The 23834-nt window shown below is 51.4% G+C and carries 24 protein-coding genes and 1 other annotated feature; of the genes, 12 read left to right on the top strand and 12 right to left on the bottom strand.

Going from position 1 to position 23834, the window contains the following annotated elements; genetic code table 11:
- Window positions 1-452 precede the first annotated feature (452 nt).
- The 3 genes from clpB to rluD form a co-directional block, all read right to left on the bottom strand.
- The gene (gene clpB, locus NAZ64_RS03970) at window positions 453-3026 is read right to left on the bottom strand and encodes an ATP-dependent chaperone ClpB (protein ID WP_001235092.1); all 2574 of its coding nucleotides are present in this window, start codon (window positions 3024-3026) and stop codon (window positions 453-455) included.
- Window positions 3027-3155: 129 nt separating this feature from the next.
- Complete coding sequence (gene yfiH, locus NAZ64_RS03975; RefSeq protein ID WP_000992639.1) at window positions 3156-3887, bottom strand: purine nucleoside phosphorylase YfiH; 732 nt, start codon at window positions 3885-3887, stop codon at window positions 3156-3158.
- Window positions 3884-4864, bottom strand: a complete 981-nt coding sequence (rluD, locus tag NAZ64_RS03980; RefSeq protein ID WP_000079130.1) for a 23S rRNA pseudouridine(1911/1915/1917) synthase RluD — start codon at window positions 4862-4864, stop codon at window positions 3884-3886. The genes yfiH and rluD overlap by 4 nt, the downstream gene beginning before the upstream one ends.
- A gap of 131 nt (window positions 4865-4995) precedes the next feature.
- On the opposite strand from rluD, the gene bamD reads away from it, so the two are divergent.
- From bamD to pheA, 4 genes are all read left to right on the top strand, one after another.
- Window positions 4996-5733, top strand: coding sequence for an outer membrane protein assembly factor BamD (gene bamD, locus NAZ64_RS03985; RefSeq protein WP_000197660.1), 738 nt, complete (start codon window positions 4996-4998; stop codon window positions 5731-5733).
- Window positions 5734-6004: 271 nt separating this feature from the next.
- Window positions 6005-6343 (top strand): ribosome-associated translation inhibitor RaiA, encoded by a 339-nt coding sequence (gene raiA, locus NAZ64_RS03990; protein WP_000178449.1) that lies wholly within the window; start codon window positions 6005-6007, stop codon window positions 6341-6343.
- Window positions 6344-6445: 102 nt separating this feature from the next.
- Window positions 6446-6571 (top strand) — a sequence feature (Phe leader region).
- Window positions 6447-6494: a pheA operon leader peptide PheL gene (gene pheL / locus NAZ64_RS03995; protein ID WP_010989056.1), complete on the top strand. Its 48-nt coding sequence runs from the start codon at window positions 6447-6449 to the stop codon at window positions 6492-6494. (Overlaps the previous feature by 48 nt.)
- 22 nt (window positions 6572-6593) lie before the next feature.
- On the top strand, window positions 6594-7754 hold the full coding sequence (gene pheA, locus NAZ64_RS04000; protein ID WP_220569696.1) for a bifunctional chorismate mutase/prephenate dehydratase: 1161 nt from the start codon (window positions 6594-6596) through the stop codon (window positions 7752-7754).
- On the opposite strand, the gene NAZ64_RS04005 is transcribed toward pheA, so the two are convergent.
- From NAZ64_RS04005 to aroF, 3 genes are read right to left on the bottom strand one after another with little or no spacing between them, the layout of a single operon-like run.
- Window positions 7715-8623 (bottom strand): SMP-30/gluconolactonase/LRE family protein, encoded by a 909-nt coding sequence (locus NAZ64_RS04005; RefSeq protein WP_220569695.1) that lies wholly within the window; start codon window positions 8621-8623, stop codon window positions 7715-7717. The genes pheA and NAZ64_RS04005 overlap by 40 nt on opposite strands.
- Before the next feature lie 57 nt (window positions 8624-8680).
- Complete coding sequence (gene tyrA, locus NAZ64_RS04010; RefSeq protein ID WP_000225191.1) at window positions 8681-9802, bottom strand: bifunctional chorismate mutase/prephenate dehydrogenase; 1122 nt, start codon at window positions 9800-9802, stop codon at window positions 8681-8683.
- Between the two features lie 9 nt (window positions 9803-9811).
- Window positions 9812-10882 carry a 3-deoxy-7-phosphoheptulonate synthase AroF gene (aroF, locus tag NAZ64_RS04015; RefSeq protein ID WP_001168062.1) on the bottom strand — a complete coding sequence of 357 codons (1071 nt, stop codon included), beginning with the start codon at window positions 10880-10882 and terminating at the stop codon, window positions 9812-9814.
- A gap of 439 nt (window positions 10883-11321) precedes the next feature.
- Between aroF and yfiR the strand changes: the two genes are divergently transcribed.
- Window positions 11322-11840: a regulatory sequestration protein YfiR gene (gene yfiR / locus NAZ64_RS04020; RefSeq protein WP_001212379.1), complete on the top strand. Its 519-nt coding sequence runs from the start codon at window positions 11322-11324 to the stop codon at window positions 11838-11840.
- Complete coding sequence (dgcN, locus tag NAZ64_RS04025; protein ID WP_052932732.1) at window positions 11833-13053, top strand: diguanylate cyclase DgcN/YfiN; 1221 nt, start codon at window positions 11833-11835, stop codon at window positions 13051-13053. Before yfiR ends, dgcN begins: the two co-directional genes overlap by 8 nt.
- A 156-nt stretch (window positions 13054-13209) precedes the next feature.
- Here dgcN and rplS read toward each other — a convergent pair whose 3' ends face one another.
- The 5 genes from rplS to ffh form a co-directional block, all read right to left on the bottom strand.
- Window positions 13210-13557: a 50S ribosomal protein L19 gene (rplS, locus tag NAZ64_RS04030; protein WP_000065257.1), complete on the bottom strand. Its 348-nt coding sequence runs from the start codon at window positions 13555-13557 to the stop codon at window positions 13210-13212.
- A 40-nt stretch (window positions 13558-13597) separates the two neighbouring features.
- A complete protein-coding gene (gene trmD, locus NAZ64_RS04035; protein WP_000469813.1) occupies window positions 13598-14365 on the bottom strand; it encodes a tRNA (guanosine(37)-N1)-methyltransferase TrmD in 768 nt (255 codons plus the stop codon).
- Window positions 14366-14409: 44 nt separating this feature from the next.
- Entirely contained in the window at window positions 14410-14958 is a 549-nt protein-coding gene (gene rimM, locus NAZ64_RS04040) for a ribosome maturation factor RimM (RefSeq protein ID WP_000043266.1), read from the bottom strand.
- An 18-nt stretch (window positions 14959-14976) separates the two neighbouring features.
- Complete coding sequence (gene rpsP, locus NAZ64_RS04045) at window positions 14977-15225, bottom strand: 30S ribosomal protein S16 (RefSeq protein WP_000256453.1); 249 nt, start codon at window positions 15223-15225, stop codon at window positions 14977-14979.
- A 252-nt stretch (window positions 15226-15477) separates the two neighbouring features.
- Complete coding sequence (ffh, locus tag NAZ64_RS04050; RefSeq protein ID WP_220569694.1) at window positions 15478-16839, bottom strand: signal recognition particle protein; 1362 nt, start codon at window positions 16837-16839, stop codon at window positions 15478-15480.
- A gap of 165 nt (window positions 16840-17004) precedes the next feature.
- Here ffh and NAZ64_RS04055 point away from each other — a divergent pair, with 165 nt between their 5' ends.
- From NAZ64_RS04055 to NAZ64_RS04065, 3 genes are all read left to right on the top strand, one after another.
- A complete protein-coding gene (locus tag NAZ64_RS04055) occupies window positions 17005-17796 on the top strand; it encodes a cytochrome C assembly family protein (protein WP_001537507.1) in 792 nt (263 codons plus the stop codon).
- 19 nt (window positions 17797-17815) lie between these two features.
- Window positions 17816-19102, top strand: a complete 1287-nt coding sequence (locus NAZ64_RS04060; RefSeq protein WP_127908301.1) for an HlyC/CorC family transporter — start codon at window positions 17816-17818, stop codon at window positions 19100-19102.
- 129 nt (window positions 19103-19231) lie between these two features.
- Window positions 19232-19837 carry a DUF6630 family protein gene (locus tag NAZ64_RS04065; RefSeq protein WP_220569693.1) on the top strand — a complete coding sequence of 202 codons (606 nt, stop codon included), beginning with the start codon at window positions 19232-19234 and terminating at the stop codon, window positions 19835-19837.
- Between the two features lie 34 nt (window positions 19838-19871).
- On the opposite strand, the gene grpE is transcribed toward NAZ64_RS04065, so the two are convergent.
- Window positions 19872-20462, bottom strand: coding sequence for a nucleotide exchange factor GrpE (gene grpE / locus NAZ64_RS04070; protein ID WP_001518875.1), 591 nt, complete (start codon window positions 20460-20462; stop codon window positions 19872-19874).
- Window positions 20463-20584: 122 nt separating this feature from the next.
- On the opposite strand from grpE, the gene nadK reads away from it, so the two are divergent.
- The 3 genes from nadK to bamE all read left to right on the top strand — a co-directional run bounded on the left by nadK (window position 20585) and on the right by bamE (window position 23697).
- Entirely contained in the window at window positions 20585-21463 is an 879-nt protein-coding gene (nadK, locus tag NAZ64_RS04075) for an NAD(+) kinase (protein WP_001059155.1), read from the top strand.
- A gap of 85 nt (window positions 21464-21548) precedes the next feature.
- Window positions 21549-23210, top strand: coding sequence for a DNA repair protein RecN (gene recN / locus NAZ64_RS04080; protein ID WP_000880965.1), 1662 nt, complete (start codon window positions 21549-21551; stop codon window positions 23208-23210).
- A gap of 148 nt (window positions 23211-23358) precedes the next feature.
- On the top strand, window positions 23359-23697 hold the full coding sequence (gene bamE / locus NAZ64_RS04085) for an outer membrane protein assembly factor BamE (protein ID WP_131046461.1): 339 nt from the start codon (window positions 23359-23361) through the stop codon (window positions 23695-23697).
- The last annotated feature ends 137 nt before the right edge of the window (window positions 23698-23834 follow it).

Raw genomic sequence — 23834 nt, forward strand, 5'->3', positions numbered from 1 at the left:
AAAGTTTGATGCTCAATGAATTAAACTTCGTAATGAATTACGTGTTCACTCTTGAGACTTGGTATTCATTTTTCGTCTTGCGACGTCAAGAATCCGTATCTTCGAGTGCCCACACAGATTGTCTGATAAATTGTTAAAGAGCAGTGCAACGCGGCTTTCGCTCACCGTTGCGAGGTGGCGTATATTACGCTTTCCTCTTTTTGAGTCAAGCCTTTATTTTCGCTTTCCTCACAGACTTCTTAACGAAGCCTTTCTGACCCGGCGGCCTGTATGCCGTTGTTCCGTGTCAGTGGTGGCGCATTATAGGGAGTTATTAGAGCCTGACAAGACCTAAATGCAAAAAAAAGCTCAACCGTTCACTTTTCAAACAACATTTGAACCAAAAGCCTATTTTCGCCTGGTTTTTAAACAAAAACGAGCCCGTCAGGGCTCGTTTTATTCAAATTTGTGACTTACTGCACTGCCACAATACGATCATCATTGGCTTCAAGGCGAATCACTTTGCCAGGAACCAGTTCACCAGACAGGATTTGCTGCGCCAGTGGGTTTTCGATCTGCTGTTGAATAGCACGTTTTAACGGACGCGCCCCGTAGACCGGATCGTAACCGTTGGCGCTCAACAGTTTCAGCGCCTCGTCGGAGATATGGATTTCATAACCACGTTCTTCCAGACGTTTGTACAGACGCTGCAGCTGGATCTGAGCAATAGAAGCGATGTGTTGCTCACCTAACGGATGGAATACCACAACTTCATCAATACGGTTGATAAATTCCGGACGGAAGTTTTGGCTAACCACACCCAGCACCATCTCTTTCATTCGACCGTAATCCAGTTCGCCAAAGCGCTCCTGAATGAGATCGGAACCGAGGTTAGAAGTCATAATGACCACCGTATTACGGAAGTCGACCGTTCTCCCCTGCCCGTCAGTCAGCCGACCGTCGTCCAGCACCTGCAACAGAATGTTGAATACATCCGGATGCGCTTTTTCTACTTCATCCAACAAGATGACGGAATAAGGACGACGGCGTACCGCTTCCGTCAAATAACCGCCTTCTTCATAGCCGACATATCCCGGAGGCGCCCCGACCAAACGAGACACGGAGTGTTTCTCCATAAACTCAGACATGTCGATACGCACCATCGCGTCGTCGCTGTCGAACATAAAGTTAGCCAGCGCTTTACACAGTTCGGTTTTACCGACCCCCGTCGGCCCAAGGAACAGGAAGGAACCAATCGGACGGTTCGGATCGGACAGCCCCGCGCGGCTACGACGTATGGCGTTCGATACTGCTTCAACGGCTTCATTCTGCCCGATCACACGGCTGTGTAACTCTTGTTCCATACGCAACAGTTTTTCACGTTCGCCTTCCAGCATTCTGGCAACCGGAATACCGGTCCAGCGCGCCAGCACTTCGGCAATTTCCGCATCCGTTACTTTGTTACGTAACAGACGCATGGTTTTACCTTCCGACTGGGTCGCGGCTTCCAACTGTTTTTCCAGCTCCGGAATTTTGCCGTACTGCAGTTCAGACATTCGCGCCAGGTCGCCAACGCGACGCGCCTGCTCGATGGCGATCTTCGCCTGCTCCAGCTCCGCTTTAATAGTTTGCGTACCAGAGAGCGACGCTTTTTCCGCTTTCCACTCTTCTTCCAGCTCAGAGTACTGACGCTCTTTATCGTCCAGTTCTTCATTCAGCATATCGAGACGTTTTTTACTCGCCTCGTCAGACTCTTTCATCAACGCCTGCTGTTCCAGTTTGAGCTGAATAATGCGGCGGTCGAGCCTGTCCAGCTCCTCCGGCTTAGAGTCAATCTGCATACGAATGCTGGATGCCGCTTCATCGATCAGGTCGATAGCTTTATCCGGCAACTGACGGTCGGCGATATAGCGGTGAGACAATGTTGCCGCCGCCACAATCGCCGGGTCAGTGATCTGCACATGGTGGTGCAGCTCGTAACGTTCTTTCAGGCCACGCAGAATAGCAATGGTGTCTTCCACTGAAGGTTCTGCGACAAACACTTTTTGAAAACGACGTTCCAGCGCCGCGTCTTTTTCAATGTACTGACGGTATTCATCCAGCGTGGTGGCGCCCACACAGTGCAGTTCACCACGCGCCAGCGCCGGTTTCAGCATATTCCCGGCGTCCATTGCGCCATCGGCCTTACCTGCGCCAACCATGGTGTGCAGCTCATCGATAAACAGGATGACGTTGCCTTCCTGTTTTGCGAGGTCGTTCAGCACGCCTTTCAGACGCTCTTCAAATTCGCCGCGATATTTCGCCCCGGCCACCAGCGCGCCCATATCCAGCGCCAGTACGCGGCGACCTTTTAAGCCTTCAGGGACTTCACCATTAATAATGCGCTGCGCCAGCCCTTCAACAATTGCCGTTTTACCGACCCCTGGCTCACCGATTAACACTGGGTTGTTTTTAGTACGACGTTGCAGCACCTGAATGGTGCGGCGAATTTCTTCATCACGACCGATAACCGGATCGAGCTTGCCCTGTTCGGCGCGCTCGGTCAGATCGACGGTATATTTTTTCAAGGCCTGACGTTGGTCTTCAGCCCCTTGATCGTTCACGCTTTCACCTCCGCGCATCTGTTCAATTGCCTGAGTGATATTGGCCGTGGTCGCACCGGCTGATTTCAGCAGATCGGTTAACGTGCCGCGAGACTCAAGCGCCGCCAGAACAAACAGCTCTGACGAAATAAAATTGTCCCCCCGTTTTTGCGCCAGCTTGTCGCAAAGGTTCAGTACGCGTACCAGTTCCGAAGAAGGCTGCACGTCGCCGCCGGTGCCTTCCACCTGCGGTAAACGGCTCAGCGCCTGATCGATAGCGGTGCGCAACTGGCCAGCATTAATGCCGGCGGAGGTTAATAAAGGACGTATCGACCCCCCTTCCTGGTTCAGCAAGGCGCTCATTAAATGAAGTGGTTCGATGAATTGATTGTCGTGCCCCAGCGCAAGCGACTGGGCATCGGCAAGAGCAAGCTGGAATTTATTAGTAAGACGATCCAGACGCATAACTCCTCCCATAACAGGTCAAAATTGCTACTGGAGATTAAATGAGGTCATCCCTCAATTATTCAAGGTGAATGACCTGAATTATGTGAAAAGAAAGTTACCCGTACCGGATCGTCTTGATTCTTTAGGTTATATCAGCCAAATAAAACTTGCCATACGACCTGTCGTCTTGTCGCGACGATAAGAGAAGAAAGTCTCACTTTCGCTAAAGGTGCAGCGATCCCCGCCATAGACATGTTCAACGCCGGTATTCGCCAGACGTTGGCGTGCAAGCTGATAAATATCCGCCAGAAATTTTTCCCCGTGCGGCAAAAATGCGCTATCGGCTTGCGCATCTTTTGCTAAAAATGCGTCACGCACTTCCGGCCCCACTTCAAACGCGGTCGGGCCGATCGCCGGACCTAACCAGGCGATGATATTTTCTGGTTTGTCAGCAAAGCAGGTGACAGTTTCCTCCAGTACGCCTTCACATAATCCGCGCCAGCCCGCATGAGCCGCCGCCACTTCTGTTCCCTCACGGTTACAGAATAGCACAGGCAGGCAGTCTGCCGTCATTACCGCGCAGACGGTTCCTGGCGTATTGCTGTAAGACGCATCCGCACGTTTGGAGGCATAAGGTTCTCCGGTAAGCCTCAACACATTTTTACCGTGAACCTGTTCAAGCCAGACAGGTTTCGAAGGCAGATTGCCCGCCGCAAACAGACGCTTGCGGTTCTCTTCAACATGCTCCGGGTTATCGCCGCAATGCGCGCCCAGATTCAGCGAGTCGTAAGGCGGTAAACTCACCCCGCCAATACGGGTAGAACTACAGGCTGCGACGCCTTTCGGCAGCGGCCACTGCGGGACAATCAGTGCATTCATAACCAGTCCACATCATCTTTATGATCTTCGAAATCGGCGCGCATCGCATCGATAAGGTCCACCATATCTTGTGGAATCGGCGCGTGCCACTCCATTTCGATACCCGATACAGGATGGTAGAGACGCAGCATCGTTGCATGCAGCGCCTGGCGGTCAAACTTACGCAGCGTGGAAATAAATTCTTCCGATGCGCCTTTCGGTGGACGTGGACGACCACCGTAGACCTGATCGCCCACTAACGGGTGCGTAATATGCGCCATATGCACGCGGATCTGGTGCGTACGCCCAGTCTCCAGACGCAGCCTAAGACGCGTGTGCACACGGAAATGTTCCATAATGCGGTAGTGGGTCACCGCCGGTTTGCCCATGGGATGCACCGACATATGGGTACGTTTGGTCGGGTGACGACTGATGGGTTCATTCACCGTTCCTCCCGCCGTCATATGTCCGATCGCGACCGCTTCATATTCGCGGGTAATCTCACGCAGCTGCAAAGACTCCACCAGGCGCGTTTGCGCCGGAACGGTTTTGGCCACCACCATCAGCCCCGTCGTGTCCTTATCCAGACGATGCACAATGCCCGCGCGCGGAACATCCGCAATCGGCGGATAATAATGTAGCAACGCGTTCAGTACCGTACCGTCCGGGTTACCCGCGCCAGGATGTACCACCAGATCGCGTGGTTTGTTGATAACCAGAATATCGTCATCTTCATAAACAATATCTAACGGGATATCCTGCGCTTCAAAACGAATCTCTTCGTCGATCTCCGCATCAATAGCCACCCGCTCGCCGCCTAACACTTTTTCTTTTGGCTTATCGCAAAGTTGACCATTGACCAACACGCGCTGATTCAAAATCCATTCTTTTATACGCGAACGTGAATAATCCGGGAACATTTCGGCCAAAGCCTGATCTAAGCGTTGACCGAGTTGGTTTTCGGAGACCGTTGCGGTGAGTTGTACTCGTTGTGCCATATACAGCTTCTTCGTTTAACGTTGGGTTTTACGGCTTTGCCGTTTAATATAGTGTGCTATTGTAGCTGGTCTTAACCGGGAGCAGGAACAGAGAATCTCCCGTAAAACATTTTGAGGAAAGTCAAAACGTCATGACGCGCATGAAATATCTGGTGGCAGCAGCCACGTTGAGCCTGTTTCTGGCGGGTTGCTCGGGTTCAAAGGAAGAGGTGCCCGATAATCCGCCGAATGAAATCTACGCGACTGCTCAGCAAAAGCTGCAGGACGGTAACTGGAAACAGGCAATAACGCAATTGGAAGCGTTAGATAATCGTTATCCATTCGGACCGTATTCTCAGCAGGTGCAGTTGGATCTTATCTACGCCTATTACAAAAACGCCGATTTGCCGCTAGCGCAGGCCGCCATCGATCGTTTTATGCGTCTTAATCCAACGCACCCTAATATTGACTATGTCATGTACATGCGCGGCCTGACGAACATGGCGCTGGATGATAGCGCGCTGCAAGGTTTCTTTGGCGTCGATCGCAGCGATCGCGATCCGCAACATGCGCGGGCGGCGTTCAATGACTTTTCGAAACTGGTACGCAGCTATCCTAATAGCCAGTACACCACCGACGCCACTAAGCGTCTGGTATTCCTGAAAGACCGTCTGGCGAAATATGAATATTCCGTCGCAGAGTACTATACCGCGCGCGGCGCATGGGTTGCGGTCGTAAACCGGGTAGAAGGTATGCTACGCAATTATCCTGATACGCAGGCCACGCGCGATGCGTTGCCGCTGATGGAAAACGCCTATCGTCAGATGCAGCTGAATGCGCAGGCTGACAAAGTCGCGAAAATTATTGCCGCTAACAGCAAAAACACCTGAAGCAATACCAACAAGCAAAACGGCAGCCTTCCGGCTGCCGTTTTTTTATTCGGTATCTGATGCAACAGAAATGATTTCACTGCAACGCATCCAGTCAAATATGGCCTGCTTTCAGCCATTCCTCAAGTAAAAGATCGCTTCTTCCTGCGATGCCTCACAAAAAGTTCGCCTTGACAAAAAGTGACAAAATAATGTGATTTACATCACACATTTTGACATTAAGAACGGTATGCTGGAATCACCAAGACGGGAAAGACAAGAGGTAAAATTTATGACAATGAACATTACCAGTAAACAAATGGAAATTACTCCGGCAATCCGCCAACATGTCGCAGACCGTCTCGCCAAACTGGAAAAATGGCAAACTCACCTGATTAATCCTCATATCATTCTGTCTAAAGAGCCACAGGGCTTTATTGCTGACGCCACCATTAATACACCGAACGGACATCTGGTCGCCAGCGCAAAACACGAAGATATGTACACCGCTATTAATGAATTGATCAACAAGCTGGAACGGCAGCTCAATAAAGTGCAGCACAAAGGCGAAGCCCGTCGTGCCACCGCATCGGTGAAAGATGCCAGCTTCGTCGAAGCAGAAGAAGAGTAGTCCCTTACATTGAGTGTATCGCCAACGCGCCTTCGGGCGCGTTTTTTGTTGACAGGATTAAAACAGTACGGGTACTGTACTTACGTACACAAAGGAAACAGTTATGAAGCTCACCCGGTTTTTCTTCGCATTCTTTTTTATCTTCCCCTGACCGGGAGGCGTTTCGTCATGTGATAAAGAATGCGAAGACGAACAAGAAGGCCTCCCCCACCGGGAGGCCTTTTTTATTGATAACAAAAAAGGCAACACTATGACATCGGAAAACCCATTACTGGCGCTGCGAGATAAAATCAGCGCTTTAGACGAAGAGTTACTGGCCTTACTGGCAAAACGACGCGCGCTGGCGATTGAAGTGGGACAAGCAAAACTACTGTCGCATCGTCCGGTTCGGGATATCGATCGTGAACGCGCGCTGCTGGACAGGCTCATCCATCTCGGTAAAGCCCACCATCTCGACGCACACTACATTACCCGTCTGTTCCAGCTTATCATTGAAGACTCCGTGCTTACTCAGCAGGCGCTGCTGCAACAACATCTGAATAATACTCACCCTCATTCGGCACGTATTGCGTTTCTTGGGCCGAAAGGCTCCTATTCTCATCTCGCGGCGCGCCAGTATGCTGCACGCCATTTTGAGCAATTTATCGAGAGCGGCTGCGCAAAATTCGCCGATATTTTTCATCAGGTCGAAACCGGTCAGGCCGATTACGCCGTGGTTCCGATAGAGAACACCAGCTCCGGCGCTATCAACGATGTGTACGACTTATTGCAACACACCAGTCTGTCGATTGTCGGTGAGATGACCGTCACTATCGATCACTGCGTGCTGGTTTCCGGCGCTACGGATCTGAATACCATCGAAACGGTGTACAGCCATCCGCAGCCGTTCCAGCAGTGCAGTAAGTTTTTGAGCCGCTATCCGCACTGGAAAATCGACTATACCGAGAGTACGTCGGCAGCGATGGAAAAAGTCGCGCAGGCGAACTCTCCGCGCGTCGCGGCGCTCGGCAGCGAGGCAGGCGGCATGTTGCACGGTTTACAGGTGCTGGAACGCATCGCCGCAAACCAGACGCAGAATATCACCCGCTTTCTGGTGCTAGCGCGCAAAGCCATCAACGTTTCCGATCAGATTCCGGCAAAAACCACTCTGTTAATCGCCACCGGGCAGCAGGCTGGCGCGCTGGTCGAAGCGCTGCTGGTGCTGCGTAACCACAATCTCATCATGACGAAACTGGAGTCGCGCCCCATTCACGGCAATCCGTGGGAAGAGATGTTTTATCTCGATGTTCAGGCGAACCTGGAGTCGCAGGTAATGCAAAGCGCGCTAAAAGAGCTGGGCGAGATCACGCGCTCAATGAAAGTGCTTGGCTGCTATCCCAGCGAAAACGTCGTGCCGGTAGAACCTGCCTGACGTTCAATAAAACGGATTTTCTTCATCCCTGCGACGGCTACCTGCAGGGTGAAGATGGCGCCGGAGAGCGGATAATCCGCCACTTCCTGAGCAGACATATTTTCTCTGGTAGTTGTAATAAACAGCGTTTTCATATCTGCGCCGCCAAAGCAAACCATCGTCGGACAACGTACCGGCAACCGGTACTCTTCCAGCTGCTCTCCTTGCGGTGAGAAACGCGCCACGCGCCAGCCGTCAAACATCGCGCTCCAGTAGCACCCTTCGCTATCCATCGCCGCGCCGTCGGGAAGTCCTTCTCCTTCGCCAAAATGGCGAAAAAGTTCACGCTTGCCCGGTTCGCCATGCTTATCAAGTAACGTGCGGTATATCACGCCATTCGGCGTATCGGAGGTATACATCCACTGGTTATCCGGGCTGAACGCCAGGCCGTTGTGTCCCTGGATATCGCACTGGATCACTTTTGCCGTCAGGTCATGATCGATCCGAATCAGCAACGCGCCATTATAGTCACCTGGCGCCCAGAACGTTCCGGCATAAAAACGTCCATCGCCATCAGTGCCGCCATCGTTAAAACGCGCCAGTTTCGTATTAGAGGGATTGTCGCAAACCTTACGCTGCAATAATCCATTTTTATCGGCCAGCCAGATAGCATGACGCATGGCCACAATAAATCCGCCCTGCTCACGCAAGGCAAAACAGCCCACCTCTTCCGGAAACGCCAGCACGCTATGCGTCCCACTCGCCGGATGGTAACGATGGATCTCCTGTTCCAGGATATCGGTCCAATACAGCGCGCTTTCATCCTCGCTCCATGTGGGGCATTCTGGTAGATGTCCGACATAATCAAATAAAACGTGCGGCGTAGTCATAACGGTTCCTTAAACGAAAAAAGCCAGCAAAGCTGGCTTTTAGTATAGATGTCATCATTATGGTCGGCTGTCATTCGCCTGACGCAATAACACACGGCTTTCATTCTGGAAGCGTCTGGCATAATCGCCAAACCAGTGTTCAACTTTGCGAAAACTGTCGATAAAAGCCTGCTTATCACCCTGTTCCAGTAACCCGATCGCATCACCAAAACGTTTATAGTAACGCTTGATAAGCGCCAGATTGCGCTCCGACGACATAATAATGTCCGCATACAGCTGCGGGTCCTGGGCGAACAGACGCCCGACCATCGCCAGCTCCAGTCGATAAATCGGCGATGATAGCGCCAGAAGCTGCTCAAGCTGGACGTTCTCTTCCGCCAGATGCAGCCCATAAGCGAAGGTAGCAAAGTGGCGCAACGCCTGGATAAAAGCCATGTTCTGATCGTGCTCGACAGCGCTAATTCGATGCAACCGCGCGCCCCACACCTGGATTTGCTCAAGGAACCACTGATACGCTTCCGGTTGACGCCCATCACACCAGACCACCACCTGCTTCGCCAGGCTCCCGCTGTCCGGACCAAACATCGGATGCAAGCCCAACACGGGGCCATCATGGGCCGCCAACATTGCCTGCAACGGACCGCTTTTCACCGATGCCAGATCGACCAGAATACAGTCGGACGGCAGGGGCGGCAGTTGCGCTATGACCTGTTCAGTAACATGAATCGGCACGCTGACGATCACCATTCCGGCATCGGCAACAATGTCCCTGGCGCGCGGCCAGTCCTGCTGTTCCAGAATACGGACCTGATAGCCCGACAGCGTGAGCATTTTTTCAAACAGACGCCCCATCTGTCCGCCGCCGCCCACAATGACGACCGGACGCAGAGAAGGACAAAGCGTTTTGAACCCCTTATCATTTTCGCTGGAGTAAGATTCACGCATTACCCGGCGCAGGACATCTTCAATGAGATCGGGCGGGACACCGATCGCTTCTGCTTCCGCCCGTCGTGAAGCCAGCATAGAGGCCTCACGCTCCGGCACGTAAATAGGCAGGCCAAAACGGCTTTTCACCTCGCCGACTTTGGCAACCAGTTCCAGGCGCTTAGCCAGTAAATTCAACAACGCTTTATCGACATCATCTATTTGATCGCGTAATGCGGTCAATTCAGCAACCATAACAACCTCTTATGCGACGCGCACCGCCAGCTGGCCGCTCAAATCTTTATGAATTTCACGTAACAGGGCATCGGTCATCTCCCAGCTAATACAAGCATCGGTGACGGAAACGCCATACTTCATTTCGCTGCGCGGCTGTTCGGAAGACTGATTACCCTCATGAATATTACTTTCAATCATTAAGCCAATGATTGAACGATTGCCATCTTTAATCTGCGCAACCACAGATTCGGCAACGGCTGGCTGGCGGCGATAATCTTTATTGGAGTTACCATGACTGCAATCTACCATCAGCGAAGGACGTAGTCCCGCCTGTTCCATCTCTTTTTCACACTGAGCGACATCTGCCGGGCTATAGTTTGGCGCTTTGCCGCCACGCAGAATTACATGGCCATGCGGATTTCCCTGGGTTTGCAATAACGCAACCTGGCCGGCCTGGTTAATGCCAACAAAACGATGAGGTTGCGCAGCGGCGCGCATGGCGTTAATCGCTGTCGCCAGGCTGCCATCCGTGCCGTTTTTAAAGCCGACCGGCATAGAAAGACCAGACGCCATTTCGCGGTGGGTTTGCGATTCGGTTGTGCGCGCGCCTATCGCCGACCAGCTAAACAGATCGCCCAGGTATTGCGGGCTGTTCGGATCCAACGCTTCGGTCGCCAATGGCAACCCCATATTCACCAGTTCCACCAGTAGCTGACGCGCTATTTTCAACCCGGCTTCCACATCAAATGAGCCATCCATGTGAGGATCGTTAATCAGCCCTTTCCAGCCGACGGTAGTCCGCGGCTTTTCAAAATAGACGCGCATTACCAGATAGAGGCTATCGCTGACCTCTGCGGCAAGGGCTTTAAATCGACGGGCATATTCCAGAGCGGTTTCAGGATCGTGAATAGAACAAGGACCGCATACCACCAACAGACGCGGATCGCGCCCGGCAATAATGTCAGAAATGATTCCCCGGGACTGCGCTATCTGCGCTTCCTGCGCCAGACTCAACGGAAAGGCCGCTTTAAGCTGCTCCGGCGTCATTAATACCTGTTCATCGGTGATACGTACGTTATTCAGCGCGTCTTTTTGCATGATGGCGATCCTGTCTTTTCTTGTTTGCGATAGTTGATCCTCCACGAGGATGTTTAAACCATACCACAAAAAGTAAAGATTTCAATCCATATTACGTAAAATAAACTTTACACCATACGAAATAGTCGATTAAACCCCTTCATTTTGTATCAAAAACTTTACACAACAAGTGAATTATTTTATTCCCAGCCTCAGAAAAGCGGTAAAATGAGCGATGCTCGCTATTTTTTGATTATTTTTTCTCCGCACACATATTTTTACTTTCTGATATAGGGTGATTAATACCATAATCACAAGAATTTAATATCAGGGACGCCAATTAAATTATTCATATTACCAATAAGACATAATGACGATATGGCAAAATAATGTTATTTTGCTACAAACAATCACGGATGTATTTTAATGCTTTACGACTGAAGATGGTGGGGACTTGTTAATGCGTTTTTCTCACCGATTTATCCTTCTGTTATCGCTATTATTAGCCAGCTTGCCTCTGTATGCTCAACGCGTCACGGAAGAAGAGAAATCCGTACGCGCCATCGTCTCCGGTATCGTCAGTTATACACACTGGCCGGCGTTATCCGGGCCGCCAAGGCTATGCATATTTTCATCTGCGCGTTTTGTCAGGGTACTTAGCGAAGAGGCTGACTGGGCTTTCCCTTATCAACCGCTTGTCATCCGTACCACACAAGAAGCCCTGAGCGCCCGCTGTGATGGTTTTTACTTTGGCAATGAATCGCCAGCTTATCAGGTGGAGTTAACGCGTCATTATCCAGTTAATGCTTTGTTATTAATTGCCGAGCAAAACACCGAATGTATTATTGGCAGCGCATTTTGTCTGATCATTAACAATGATGAAGTCAAATTTTCCGTCAACCTGGACTCCCTCTCGCATAGCGGCGTGAGAGTAAATCCAGAAGTATTAATGCTTGCACGGAATCAAAAGCATGAATAAGGAATTTTCTCTGTCCAGACCAACATTTAAACGCACACTTCGGCGGATTAGTATAATCAGCGTGCTGCTTACGATGACATTGATCTGGCTATTAATTTGCGTTGCGTCTGTCCTTACGCTCAAACAGTATGCGCAAAAGAATCTCGATTTGACCGCCGCCACAATGGCCCATAGCCTTGAAGCGGCACTGGTATTTTCCGATAACGCGGCCGCAGCGGAAACGCTCGCCACACTGGGACGCCAGGGACAATTTTCAGCGGCGGAGGTCCGCGATAAAAATGGCCGTACTATCGCCTCATGGCGCTATGATGCGCGAGCCGCAGACGATAAGCTCATCGGCTTAATTAGCCACTGGCTTTTTCCATTGCCGGTATCGCAACCCGTCTGGCACAACGGCAGGGCCATCGGCGAAGTACGGCTTGTCGCCCGCGACAGCCTTATTGGTCATTTTATCTGGCTATCGCTGGCAGTGCTGACAGGATGTATTCTGCTGGCATCCGGCATTGCCCTGCTGCTCACGCGTTATTTACACAATGGCGTTGTGGATGCGCTGCAAAATATTACTGAAGTTGTACACGACGTTCGCACTAACCGAAATTTTTCACGCCGGGTACCTGATGAGCGTATTGCGGAATTTCACCTGTTTGCGCAGGATTTCAATAGCCTTCTGGATGAGATGGAAGAATGGCAGCTACGGCTTCAGGCTAAAAATGCCCAGTTACTACGTACCGCGCTGCACGATCCGCTGACGGGGCTTGCCAATCGCGCAGCATTTCGCAGCTGTATTAACGCGCTGATGAAGGACAATTCCGCTCGTAGCAGTTCGGCATTGTTATTTCTGGATGGCGATAACTTTAAATATATTAATGATACCTGGGGACATGCGGCAGGCGACCGGGTACTTATAGAGGTTGCCAAAAGATTAGCGGAATTCGGTGGTAGCCGTTATCAAACTTACCGACTCGGCGGCGATGAATTTGCGATGGTGCTTTACGGTGTACATTCGGAATATGAAGTACAACGTATTTGCGCAGCGCTATCCCAGGCGTTTAATCGACCTTTTGAACTGCATAACGGCCAGCGAATAACGATGACCCTGAGTATTGGCTTTGCGCTGACATGGGAACATGCCACTGCCGAAAAACTACAAGAACTGGCCGATCGAAATATGTATCAGGCTAAACACCGGCGTGCGGAACGCTCGCTAAACTAAGGAACGGGCCTGGCCGTTTCTGACTCAGCGTTGAGACCACTGACCCAGACTAAACATGCAACCGTCTATGGCGTGGAGCAAACCCATAAAAAAGGGGCCAGCGTAATGCCAGCCCCTTCTTTTCTACAAGCTTTCGGATGTTGCGAAAGCGCGTTCTTAGTTAAGACGCTCTTTGATACGAGCCGCTTTACCAGTACGCTCACGCAGGTAGTACAGTTTAGCTTTACGAACAGCACCACGACGTTTAACAGCAATGCTGTCAACTACCGGAGAGTGAGTCTGGAAGACACGCTCAACGCCTTCGCCGTTGGAAATTTTACGAACAGTGAATGCAGAGTGCAGACCGCGGTTACGAATAGCGATAACCACGCCCTCGAATGCCTGCAGACGTTTCTTAGTACCTTCAACAACCCATACTTTCACTTCCACGGTATCGCCCGGACGGAAGGAAGGTACGTTCTGCTTCATCTGCTCTTGTTCAAGTTGCTTAATAATGTTGCTCATAATTTAATCTCTTATCCTGGGTAAACTGATATTCGGGGGCCTATGCCATCCCATCATGTTTATGCTGCTGTTGTGCGTGTTCTGTTTTGAACTCCGCCAGCAACCTTGCTTGCTCTTCAGTCAGAGCCAGGTTTTCCAGAAGTTCAGGTCTTCTAAGCCAGGTTCGGCCCAGCGACTGTTTCAAACGCCAGCGACGTATCTCAGCATGGTTTCCCGACAGCAATACTGGCGGTACTTCCATCCCCTCTAACACTTCAGGGCGCGTATAGTGCGGACAATCCAGCAATCCATCAGCAAACGAATCTTCGATTGCTGATGCCTCATGCCCCAGAACTCCCGGTATAAACCGGGCGACGGAGTCAATCAGCGTCATTGCCGGTAGTTCGCCACCGCTGAGAACGTAATCGCCAATTGACCATTCTTCATCAATTTCGGTCTGAATTACGCGCTCATCTACGCCTTCGTAGCGACCACACACCAGAATGAGTTTCTGATTCGTGGCCAGCTCGCTAACGCCCGCTTGATCAAGCTTGCGTCCCTGAGGCGACAGATAAATCACTTTAGCGCCTTCACCTGCCGCGGCTTTTGCTGCGTGAATGGCGTCCCGCAAGGGTTGCACCATCATTAACATCCCCGGTCCGCCGCCGTAAGGACGATCGTCCACGGTACGGTGCCGGTCATGAGTAAAGTCTCGAGGACTCCAGCTCTGGATGTTCAGCAGGCCATTTTTTACTGCCCGGCCAGTTACCCCGTAATCGGTAATTGCGCGGAACATTTCAGGAAACAGGCTAACGATACCTATAAACACAAGCCAATCCCCATAACGCCGACTTTTACCGTTTATCCGGTGGTTTAAAAACCAGGATCCCAGTCTACTTCGATAGTACGAGTAGCGAGATCGACTTTCTTGATAACCTGCCCATCGAGGAACGGTACTAGTCGTTCCTTGATACCAAATGCATCTTTCAGGTTCGCCTTAATGACGAGAACGTCATTCGACCCGGTTTCCATCATGTCGATAACTTTACCGAGATCGTAGCCTTCAGCGGTGACTACCTGGCAGCCCATCAGGTCTTTCCAGTAGTAGTCTCCCTCCTCAAGCGCAGGAAGTTGCGAGGAATCCACGACAATTTCGCAATTCGTCAGAAGATTCGCGGCATCTCGATCGTCAACGCCTTTCAGCTTGATGATCAGATCCTGATTGTGGTGCTTCCAGCTTTCCAGCTGTACCTGCTGCCACTGACCCGCCTTCTGGATAAACCAAGGCTGATAGTCAAAAATGCTTTCGGCGTCTTCAGTGGAGGAAAACACTCTGAGCCAACCACGGATACCGTATGAAGAACCCATTTTCCCCAGTACAACCGGTTCAGCGGGTACTTGTGCGGCGAGTTGCTTGCTCATCATGACCACCGTGACAGATTAAGCTGCTTTTTTTACTTCTTTGATCAGCGCCGCAACGCGATCGGAAATGGTTGCGCCCTGGCCAACCCAGTGAGCGATGCGATCCAGATCCAGGCGGGTGCCTTCTTCTTTTTCGCTAGCGATTGGGTTGAAGAAACCAACGCGCTCAATGAAGCGACCGTTGCGTGCATTACGGCTGTCGGTGACAACAACCTGGTAGAACGGACGCTTTTTAGCGCCGTGACGAGCTAAACGAATAGTTACCATAACATCCTCTTGTGTGAATAAAACAACCGGGCCCCATCGAGGAACGGAGCCCGGCGTCATATTAAAAGCCCGAAAATTTTACTGATTTCTGGGAAAATTGCAATCAACAGTTAATAACTCTGCTGTAGAAGGCCGTCGGCGGCGCAGCGAGTTCGGTGCCGGCGTGCGCGCAGCCACCGCAGCGTACACGCAGTACGTGAGGATGGCGAGCACACCCCGGTGCCGAAATAGCAAGTGAGCCAGGCCGGGAAATTAGCGGCCAGGGAAGCCTGGCGGCATCATCCCCTTCATACTCCGCATCATCTTCGCCATCCCGCCCTTCTTCATCTTCTTCATCATGCGCTGCATGTCGTCGAACTGTTTCAGAAGGCGGTTAACGTCCTGCACCTGCATCCCGCAGCCTTGTGCAATACGGCGTTTACGGGAACCTTTGATGATTTCCGGCTTCGCGCGTTCTTTCAGCGTCATCGAATTGATGATCGCCTCCATACGCACCAGCACTTTGTCATCCATCTGCGATTTAACGTTGTCCGGAATCTGCCCCATGCCCGGTAATTTGCCCATCAGACTGGCCATACCGCCCATGTTTTTCATCTGTTTGAGCTGTTCCAGGAAGTCGTTCAGGTCGAAACCGTCGCCTTTCTTCAGTTTGGTCGCCAGCTTTTCAGCCTGTGCGCGGTCAACTTTGCTTTCGATATCTTCGATAAGAGACAGTACGTCGCCCATACCGAGAATACGCGAGGCGATACGGTCCGGGTGGAACGGCTCCAGCGCGTCGGTTTTCTCGCCGACACCGAGGAATTTAATCGGCTTGCCGGTGATATGACGAATAGAGAGCGCCGCACCGCCACGCGCATCACCATCGACCTTGGTCAGCACCACGCCGGTTAACGGCAGCGCTTCGTTAAAGGCTTTTGCGGTATTCGCGGCATCCTGACCGGTCATCGCATCGACGACAAACAGCGTTTCTACTGGCTTCATAGAAGCGTGGACCTGTTTGATTTCGTCCATCATCGCTTCGTCAACGTGCAGACGACCGGCGGTATCCACCAGCAGCACGTCGTAGAATTTGAGCTTCGCTTCTTTCAGCGCGGCGTTGACGATATCAACCGGTTTCTGGCCGACATCAGACGGGAAGAAATCCACGCCAACCTGCTCAGCCAGCGTTTCGAGCTGTTTGATCGCCGCCGGGCGATAGACGTCGGCAGAGACGACCAGCACTTTCTTCTTGTGCTTCTCGCGCAAGAATTTACCCAGCTTACCGACGCTGGTGGTTTTACCCGCCCCCTGCAGACCCGCCATCAATACTACGGCTGGCGGCTGCGCAGCTAAATTCAGCGTCTGGTTCTCTTCGCCCATCGCCGCAACCAGTTCGCTACGGACAATCTTGACGAACTCCTGCCCTGGGGTCAGGCTCTTGTTAACTTCATGACCAACCGCTTTCTCTTTTACGCGATTGATGAACTCACGCACTACCGGCAGCGCAACGTCAGCCTCCAGCAGCGCCATGCGCACTTCGCGCAGCGTCTCTTTAACGTTGTCTTCAGTAAGGCGCCCACGGCCACTGATATTGCGCAGCGTGCGCGACAAACGATCGGTTAAATTATCAAACATTGTCTCTCGCCTGGGGTGGAAACGGTTGGTCGCCGCAGCGACACAGTTACAGAATTTCGCCACAGTATACCATGAAGCCGTCTTTGTTGTTATGCAACGGTTGGAGCTGCGGTCACGTAACGCTATACTGCTTCTCTTTCTCACTGGTCAACTGTCGACACAACTATGCCCGTTTTTGCTTTACTTGCCCTTGTCGCCTACTCCTTCAGCCTCGCGCTGATCGTTCCCGGACTGTTGCAAAAAAACAGCGGCTGGCGGCGTATGGCTATTCTTTCTGCGGTCATCGCTCTGGTGTGCCATGCTGTCGCGCTGGAATCGCGTATTCTGCCCGGCGGCGACAGTGGACAAAACCTGAGCCTGCTGAATGTCGGTTCGCTGGTCAGCCTGATGATCTGCACGGTAATGACCATTGTCGCGTCGCGTAATCGCGGCTGGCTACTTCTGCCCATTGTCTATGCTTTTGCGCTGATTAACCTGGCCTTCGCCACGTTTATGCCTAATGAATATATTACGCATCTGGAAGCGACCCCAGGCATGATGGTGCACATCGGTCTGTCGCTTTTCTCTTACGCGACGCTGATAATCGCCGCGCTGTATGCGCTACAACTGGCGTGGATCGACTATCAGTTGAAGAACAAAAAGCTGGCGTTTAGTAATGAAATGCCGCCATTGATGAGCATTGAGCGCAAAATGTTTCATATCACGCAGATTGGCGTCGTACTGCTGACCCTTACTCTGTGTACCGGCCTGTTTTACATGCATAACCTGTTCAGTACTGAAAATATTGATAAAGCCGTGCTCTCTATCGTGGCATGGTTTGTCTATATCGTTCTGCTGTGGGGGCATTACCATGAAGGCTGGCGGGGTCGGCGGGTCGTGTGGTTTAACGTCGCAGGCGCGGGTATTCTGACGCTGGCCTATTTTGGTAGCCGCATATTACAGCAATTTGTAAGCTAAGCTTTTAAAGGAGTTTCCCCTGGAACACATCTCCACCACCACGCTGATTATCATATTAATCATCATGGTGGTCATCTCGGCCTATTTTTCCGGTTCCGAAACTGGAATGATGACGCTAAACCGTTACCGTTTACGCCATATGGCGAAGCAAGGTAATCGCTCGGCAAAACGGGTAGAAAAATTACTGCGTAAACCCGACCGACTGATAAGCCTGGTGCTGATCGGCAATAACCTGGTCAACATTCTTGCCTCGGCGCTCGGCACGATTGTGGGTATGCGGCTTTACGGCGACGCTGGCGTGGCTATCGCCACCGGGGTACTGACGTTTGTCGTGTTAGTTTTTGCCGAAGTCCTGCCCAAAACTATCGCCGCGCTCTATCCGGAAAAAGTGGCCTATCCCAGCAGCTTCCTGCTGGCGCCGTTACAGATACTGATGATGCCGCTGGTGTGGTTACTTAACACCATCACCCGCCTACTGATGCGTCTGATGGGAATTAAAACGGACATCGTGGTCAGCGGGTCGTTAAGCAAAGAGGAATTACGCACTATCGTGCATGAATCCCGTTCGCAAATCTCTCGCCGCAATCAGGATATGCTGCTGTCGGTTCTCGACCTGGAAAAGGTCAGCGTGGATGACATCATGGTGCCGCGTAATGAAATTATCGGAATCGATATCAATGACGACTGGAAGTCTATCGAGCGGCAGCTCACCCACTCGCCGCACGGACGCATTGTGCTCTATCGCGATTCGCTGGATGACGCCATCAGTATGCTGCGCGTGCGTGAAGCCTGGCGGTTAATGGCCGAGAAAAAAGAGTTCACCAAAGAGATGATGCTGCGCGCCGCCGATGAAATCTATTACGTCCCGGAAGGTACGCCGCTCAGTACGCAACTGATCAAATTTCAGCGCAATAAAAAGAAAGTCGGACTGGTCGTCAACGAATATGGCGATATCCAGGGGCTGGTCACCGTGGAAGATATTCTCGAAGAGATCGTTGGCGACTTCACCACATCGATGTCGCCAACACTGGCGGAAGAGGTCACGCCGCAAAACGACGGTTCGGTCATTATTGACGGTACCGCCAACGTCCGGGAAATCAATAAAGCGTTTAACTGGCACCTGCCGGAAGATGACGCGCGCACCGTCAACGGGGTGATTCTGGAGGCGCTGGAGGAAATTCCGGTTGCTGGTACGCGCGTGCGCATTGAGCAGTACGATATCGATATTCTTGATGTACAGGAAAATATGATTAAGCAGGTAAAGGTTGTACCGGTAAAACCGCTGCGCGAGAGTATTCTTGAATAACCCTCCTCCTTTCTTAAAACGGCAGCCAATGGTTTGCCGTTTTCCTTGTTAATTAAGATCTTATTCATTCATCTCCTCTCCGGAATAGTGACACAATAAAAACTTATTAATGGAAAGGAAAACCATACTATGTACGATGATTACGTTGTTGAATGGGATCTGGCGTTTGCTGAATATTTAAAAAAGCTGGCCAGCATTTTCTTAAAGGAAACGCCAGATTTATGGCCCAATATCGTCTCCCGCCTCGCCAGCGATCCTGCCAGTTTTGAAGACGACGAGGACGATGACTACGGGATGGTGGAAGTGCTTGATTGCAGTGGCGGTGATTTAGACAATCGTGCATTGTTACAGGCATTCATGCAGGTTCTACGTACTGAAGGCGTTATTGAAGAAATCGATTACAAGGGGGATGGTGAAGAAGGTCTGCTCGCCACTTTTGCGGCCAATCGTTATTATGACCTGACAAAAGATTTTGCCAGTACAGATGAACTAAAAACGCGACTACTGGCACTCACCAGATATGATGAAATAGGCAAAGTCTGCAAAAAAGGCGACCGTTACGTCGATGAGATATTTGAGCGCATTCAAAGCCAGCTCAACGAACGTGGCTTTCAGATAGCCAGTCTCAATGAAAGCACTGATGCCTATAATATATTTGTTTTACCTATGGATGAGTACGAACAAATAGCTGACTTCGACACTCCATGGCTCGAAGTACAGGATTTTTTAAGCTAAAAAAATGGCCGACTTTACATCGGCCATCAGACTTTTACTTCGCCTTCGCTACAGTCACCATCGCCGCGCGAATGGTACGACCGTTCAGCGTATAGCCTTTCTGCATAATACCCAGCACATTGCCTGCCGGAACCTCTTCCGACTCCACCATCGCAATCGCCTGATGCACGTTCGGGTCCAGCGGCACGTTGGTCTCAGCAATCACTTCCACGCCGAACTTACGCACCACATCCAGCATAGACTTCAGCGTCAGCTCAATCCCTTCGACCATTGCCGCCATATCCGGATTGGCTTTGTCTGCGACTTCCAGCGCGCGATCCAGGCTATCGATTACCGGCAGCAATTCGTTGACGAACTTCTCGAGAGCGAATTTATGCGCTTTTTCGATATCCTGTTCAGTACGACGGCGCAGGTTTTCCATTTCCGCTTTGATACGCAACACGGTGTCGCGTTCGCGAGTCTGGGCTTCTGCAAGCTGAACTTCCAGATTCGCAATTTTTTCATCGCGCGGATCCACCTGCTCAGCAGAATCGTTTGGTTCAACTGCCTCAACCTCTTCGTGCTGATCCATGATAATTTCTTCCGGGGCTTGCCCCTCAGGCGTTTTCTGTTCTTTACTACTCATGAATTTCTCCGCGTTTTTTTCGCATTCATCTCGCTAACTTCGCTTATTATGGGGATCAGATTCAGGGTTTCAAGGGAAGTACTCACATTGTCATCAATCTTCGCTACAAGGACCTCAGAAAAATGAATAATCATTTCAAGTGTATCGGCATTGTGGGGCATCCGCGTCATCCCACCGCACTCACGACACATGAAATGCTCTACCGTTGGCTATGCGATCAGGGTTATGAGGTCATTGTGGAGCAACAAATCGCCCACGAATTACAGCTAAAAAATGTACCAACCGGTACGCTGGCGGAAATTGGTCAACAGGCGGATCTGGCGGTAGTCGTGGGCGGCGACGGTAATATGCTTGGCGCAGCGCGTACGCTGGCGCGTTATGACATCAATGTGATTGGCATTAACCGCGGTAATCTTGGCTTCCTGACCGATCTCGATCCGGACAACGCCCTGCAACAATTATCTGATGTGCTGGAAGGGCGCTATATCTCCGAAAAACGTTTTCTGCTGGAAGCGCAGGTCTGCCAACAGGATCGCCAGAAGCGTATCAGCACAGCCATTAATGAAGTGGTGCTGCATCCGGGAAAAGTGGCGCATATGATCGAATTCGAGGTTTATATTGATGAAACCTTCGCTTTTTCACAGCGGTCTGATGGTCTGATCATTTCTACGCCGACCGGCTCCACCGCCTATTCGCTCTCCGCAGGCGGCCCTATTCTGACCCCTTCACTGGATGCCATCACCCTGGTGCCGATGTTCCCGCATACCTTGTCGGCGCGCCCGTTAGTCATTAACAGCAGTAGCACGATTCGTCTGCGTTTTTCGCATCGCCGTAGCGATCTGGAAATTAGCTGCGACAGCCAGATAGCGCTGCCTATTCAGGAAGGAGAAGATGTGCTAATTCGCCGCTGCGACTACCACCTCAACCTGATACATCCCAAAGACTATAGCTATTTCAATACATTAAGCACAAAACTCGGTTGGTCAAAAAAATTATTCTAATTTTACGTTAGCCTCTTTACTGTATAAAAAACCAGTTTATACTGTATTTAATTACAGTCATGGTTTTTCATACAGGAAAACAGCTATGTTGGCGCAACTGACCATCAGCAATTTTGCTATCGTTCGTGAGCTTGAGATCGATTTTCAGAGCGGAATGACCGTCATTACTGGTGAAACCGGCGCGGGTAAATCTATTGCGATTGATGCCCTGGGTCTGTGTCTGGGCGGTCGCGCTGAGGCCGATATGGTCCGTACCGGAGCAACCCGCGCCGATTTGTGTGCCCGCTTTGCACTGAAAGACACGCCTGCGGCATTGCGCTGGCTGGAAGAAAACCAGCTTGAAGAAGGGCGCGAATGCTTACTTCGCCGCGTTATCAGCAGCGATGGTCGCTCACGGGGCTTTATTAACGGCACCGCTGTGCCCCTGTCTCAATTACGCGAGCTCGGTCAGTTGCTGATTCAAATTCACGGTCAACATGCGCACCAGCAGCTTACCAAACCCGAACAGCAAAAATCGCTGCTGGATAGCTATGCCAACGAAGCCGCTTTAGCGCAGCAGATGGCTGCCCGCTACCAATTATGGCATCAAAGCTGCCGCGATCTCGCCCATCACCAACAACAAAGCCAGGAACGCGCCGCGCGCGCGGAACTGCTGCAATATCAGTTAAAAGAGTTGAACGACTTTAATCCGCAGGCCGGCGAATTCGAGCAAATTGACGAAGAGTACAAACGGCTGGCCAACAGCGGGCAGTTGCTTACGACCAGCCAGAACGCTCTGGCGCTACTCGCGGACGGCGAAGACGTTAACCTGCAAAGCCAGTTATATAGCGCAAAACAACTGGTTAGCGAGCTGGTGGGTATGGACAGCAAGCTTTCCGGCATCCTGGATATGCTGGAAGAAGCCACTATCCAACTCACCGAAGCCAGCGATGAATTACGCCACTATTGCGAGCGTCTGGATTTAGACCCCAATCGCCTGTTTGAACTTGAACAGCGCATCGCTAAACAAATTTCGCTGGCGCGAAAACATCACGTCAGCCCGGAAGCGCTGCCGCAGCTTTATCAGTCACTGCTCGAAGAACAGCAGCAGCTCGACGATCAGGCCGATTCGCTGGAAACGCTGACGCTGGCGGTTAATAAGCATCACCAACAAGCGCTGGAAACGGCGCAAGCGCTGCATCAACAGCGTCAGTTTTACGCTCAGGAGCTGGGGCAGTTGATCACTGAAAGTATGCATTTACTTTCGATGCCGCACGGTCTGTTTACTATCGACGTGAAATTTGATGAGCATCATCTGAGCAACGACGGCGCCGATCGCGTGGAGTTTAAAGTGACGACAAACCCAGGTCAGCCGCTGCAGCCTATCGCTAAAGTCGCGTCTGGCGGTGAACTGTCGCGCATTGCGCTGGCTATTCAGGTGATTACCGCGCGCAAAATGGAAACGCCGGCGCTAATTTTTGACGAGGTCGATGTTGGCATCAGCGGCCCAACCGCCGCCGTGGTCGGTAAACTCCTGCGTCAGCTTGGCGAATCCACTCAGGTGATGTGCGTCACTCACCTGCCACAGGTAGCCGGGTGCGGTCACCAGCACTTCTTTGTCAGTAAAGAAACAGACGGGGCAATGACCGAAACCCATATGCAACCGTTGGATAAACGTGCGCGTTTACAGGAACTGGCCCGCCTGTTGGGAGGAAGTGAAGTTACGCGTAATACGCTGGCAAACGCAAAAGAACTGCTGGCGGCGTAAACTTTTTTACCTCCCGAAGGTCTGAGTTCACAACAAAAACGCCGTAAGACCCGACAGCAAAAGGTTTTAAAGTGATGAAAGGTCTATTATCATCGGCATATTAATATGAGCCACGTACTGCTCAGGCCCGAAAAGGAACCCAATCACTATGCGCTGTAAAACGCTGACTGCTGCCGCAGCAGTACTCCTGATGTTGACCGCAGGCTGTTCCACTCTGGAGCGAGTGGTTTACCGACCTGACATCAATCAGGGGAACTATCTTACACCTACGGATGTCGCCAAAGTGCGTGTTGGTATGACGCAACAACAGGTTGCGTATACTTTAGGCACGCCGATGATGTCCGATCCTTTTGGTACGAACACCTGGTTTTATGTCTTCCGCCAGCAGCCAGGACATGAGAACGTGACGCAGCAGACTCTGACGCTCACCTTTAACAGCAGCGGCGTGTTAACCAATATTGATAACAAACCGGCGTTGACGAAGTAATTTTGTGATACCGCCTGATGATGTTACGTTCATCAGGCCTGCAAACCTCTCCCCCGCCATTTGGTACGAGTTTGCCTGATGGCGCTACGCTTATCTGGCTTACAGGCACACCTGTGCTTCATGTGTGGTACGGCTTT

It is taken from the genome of Salmonella sp. A1325 (assembly GCF_056991255.1).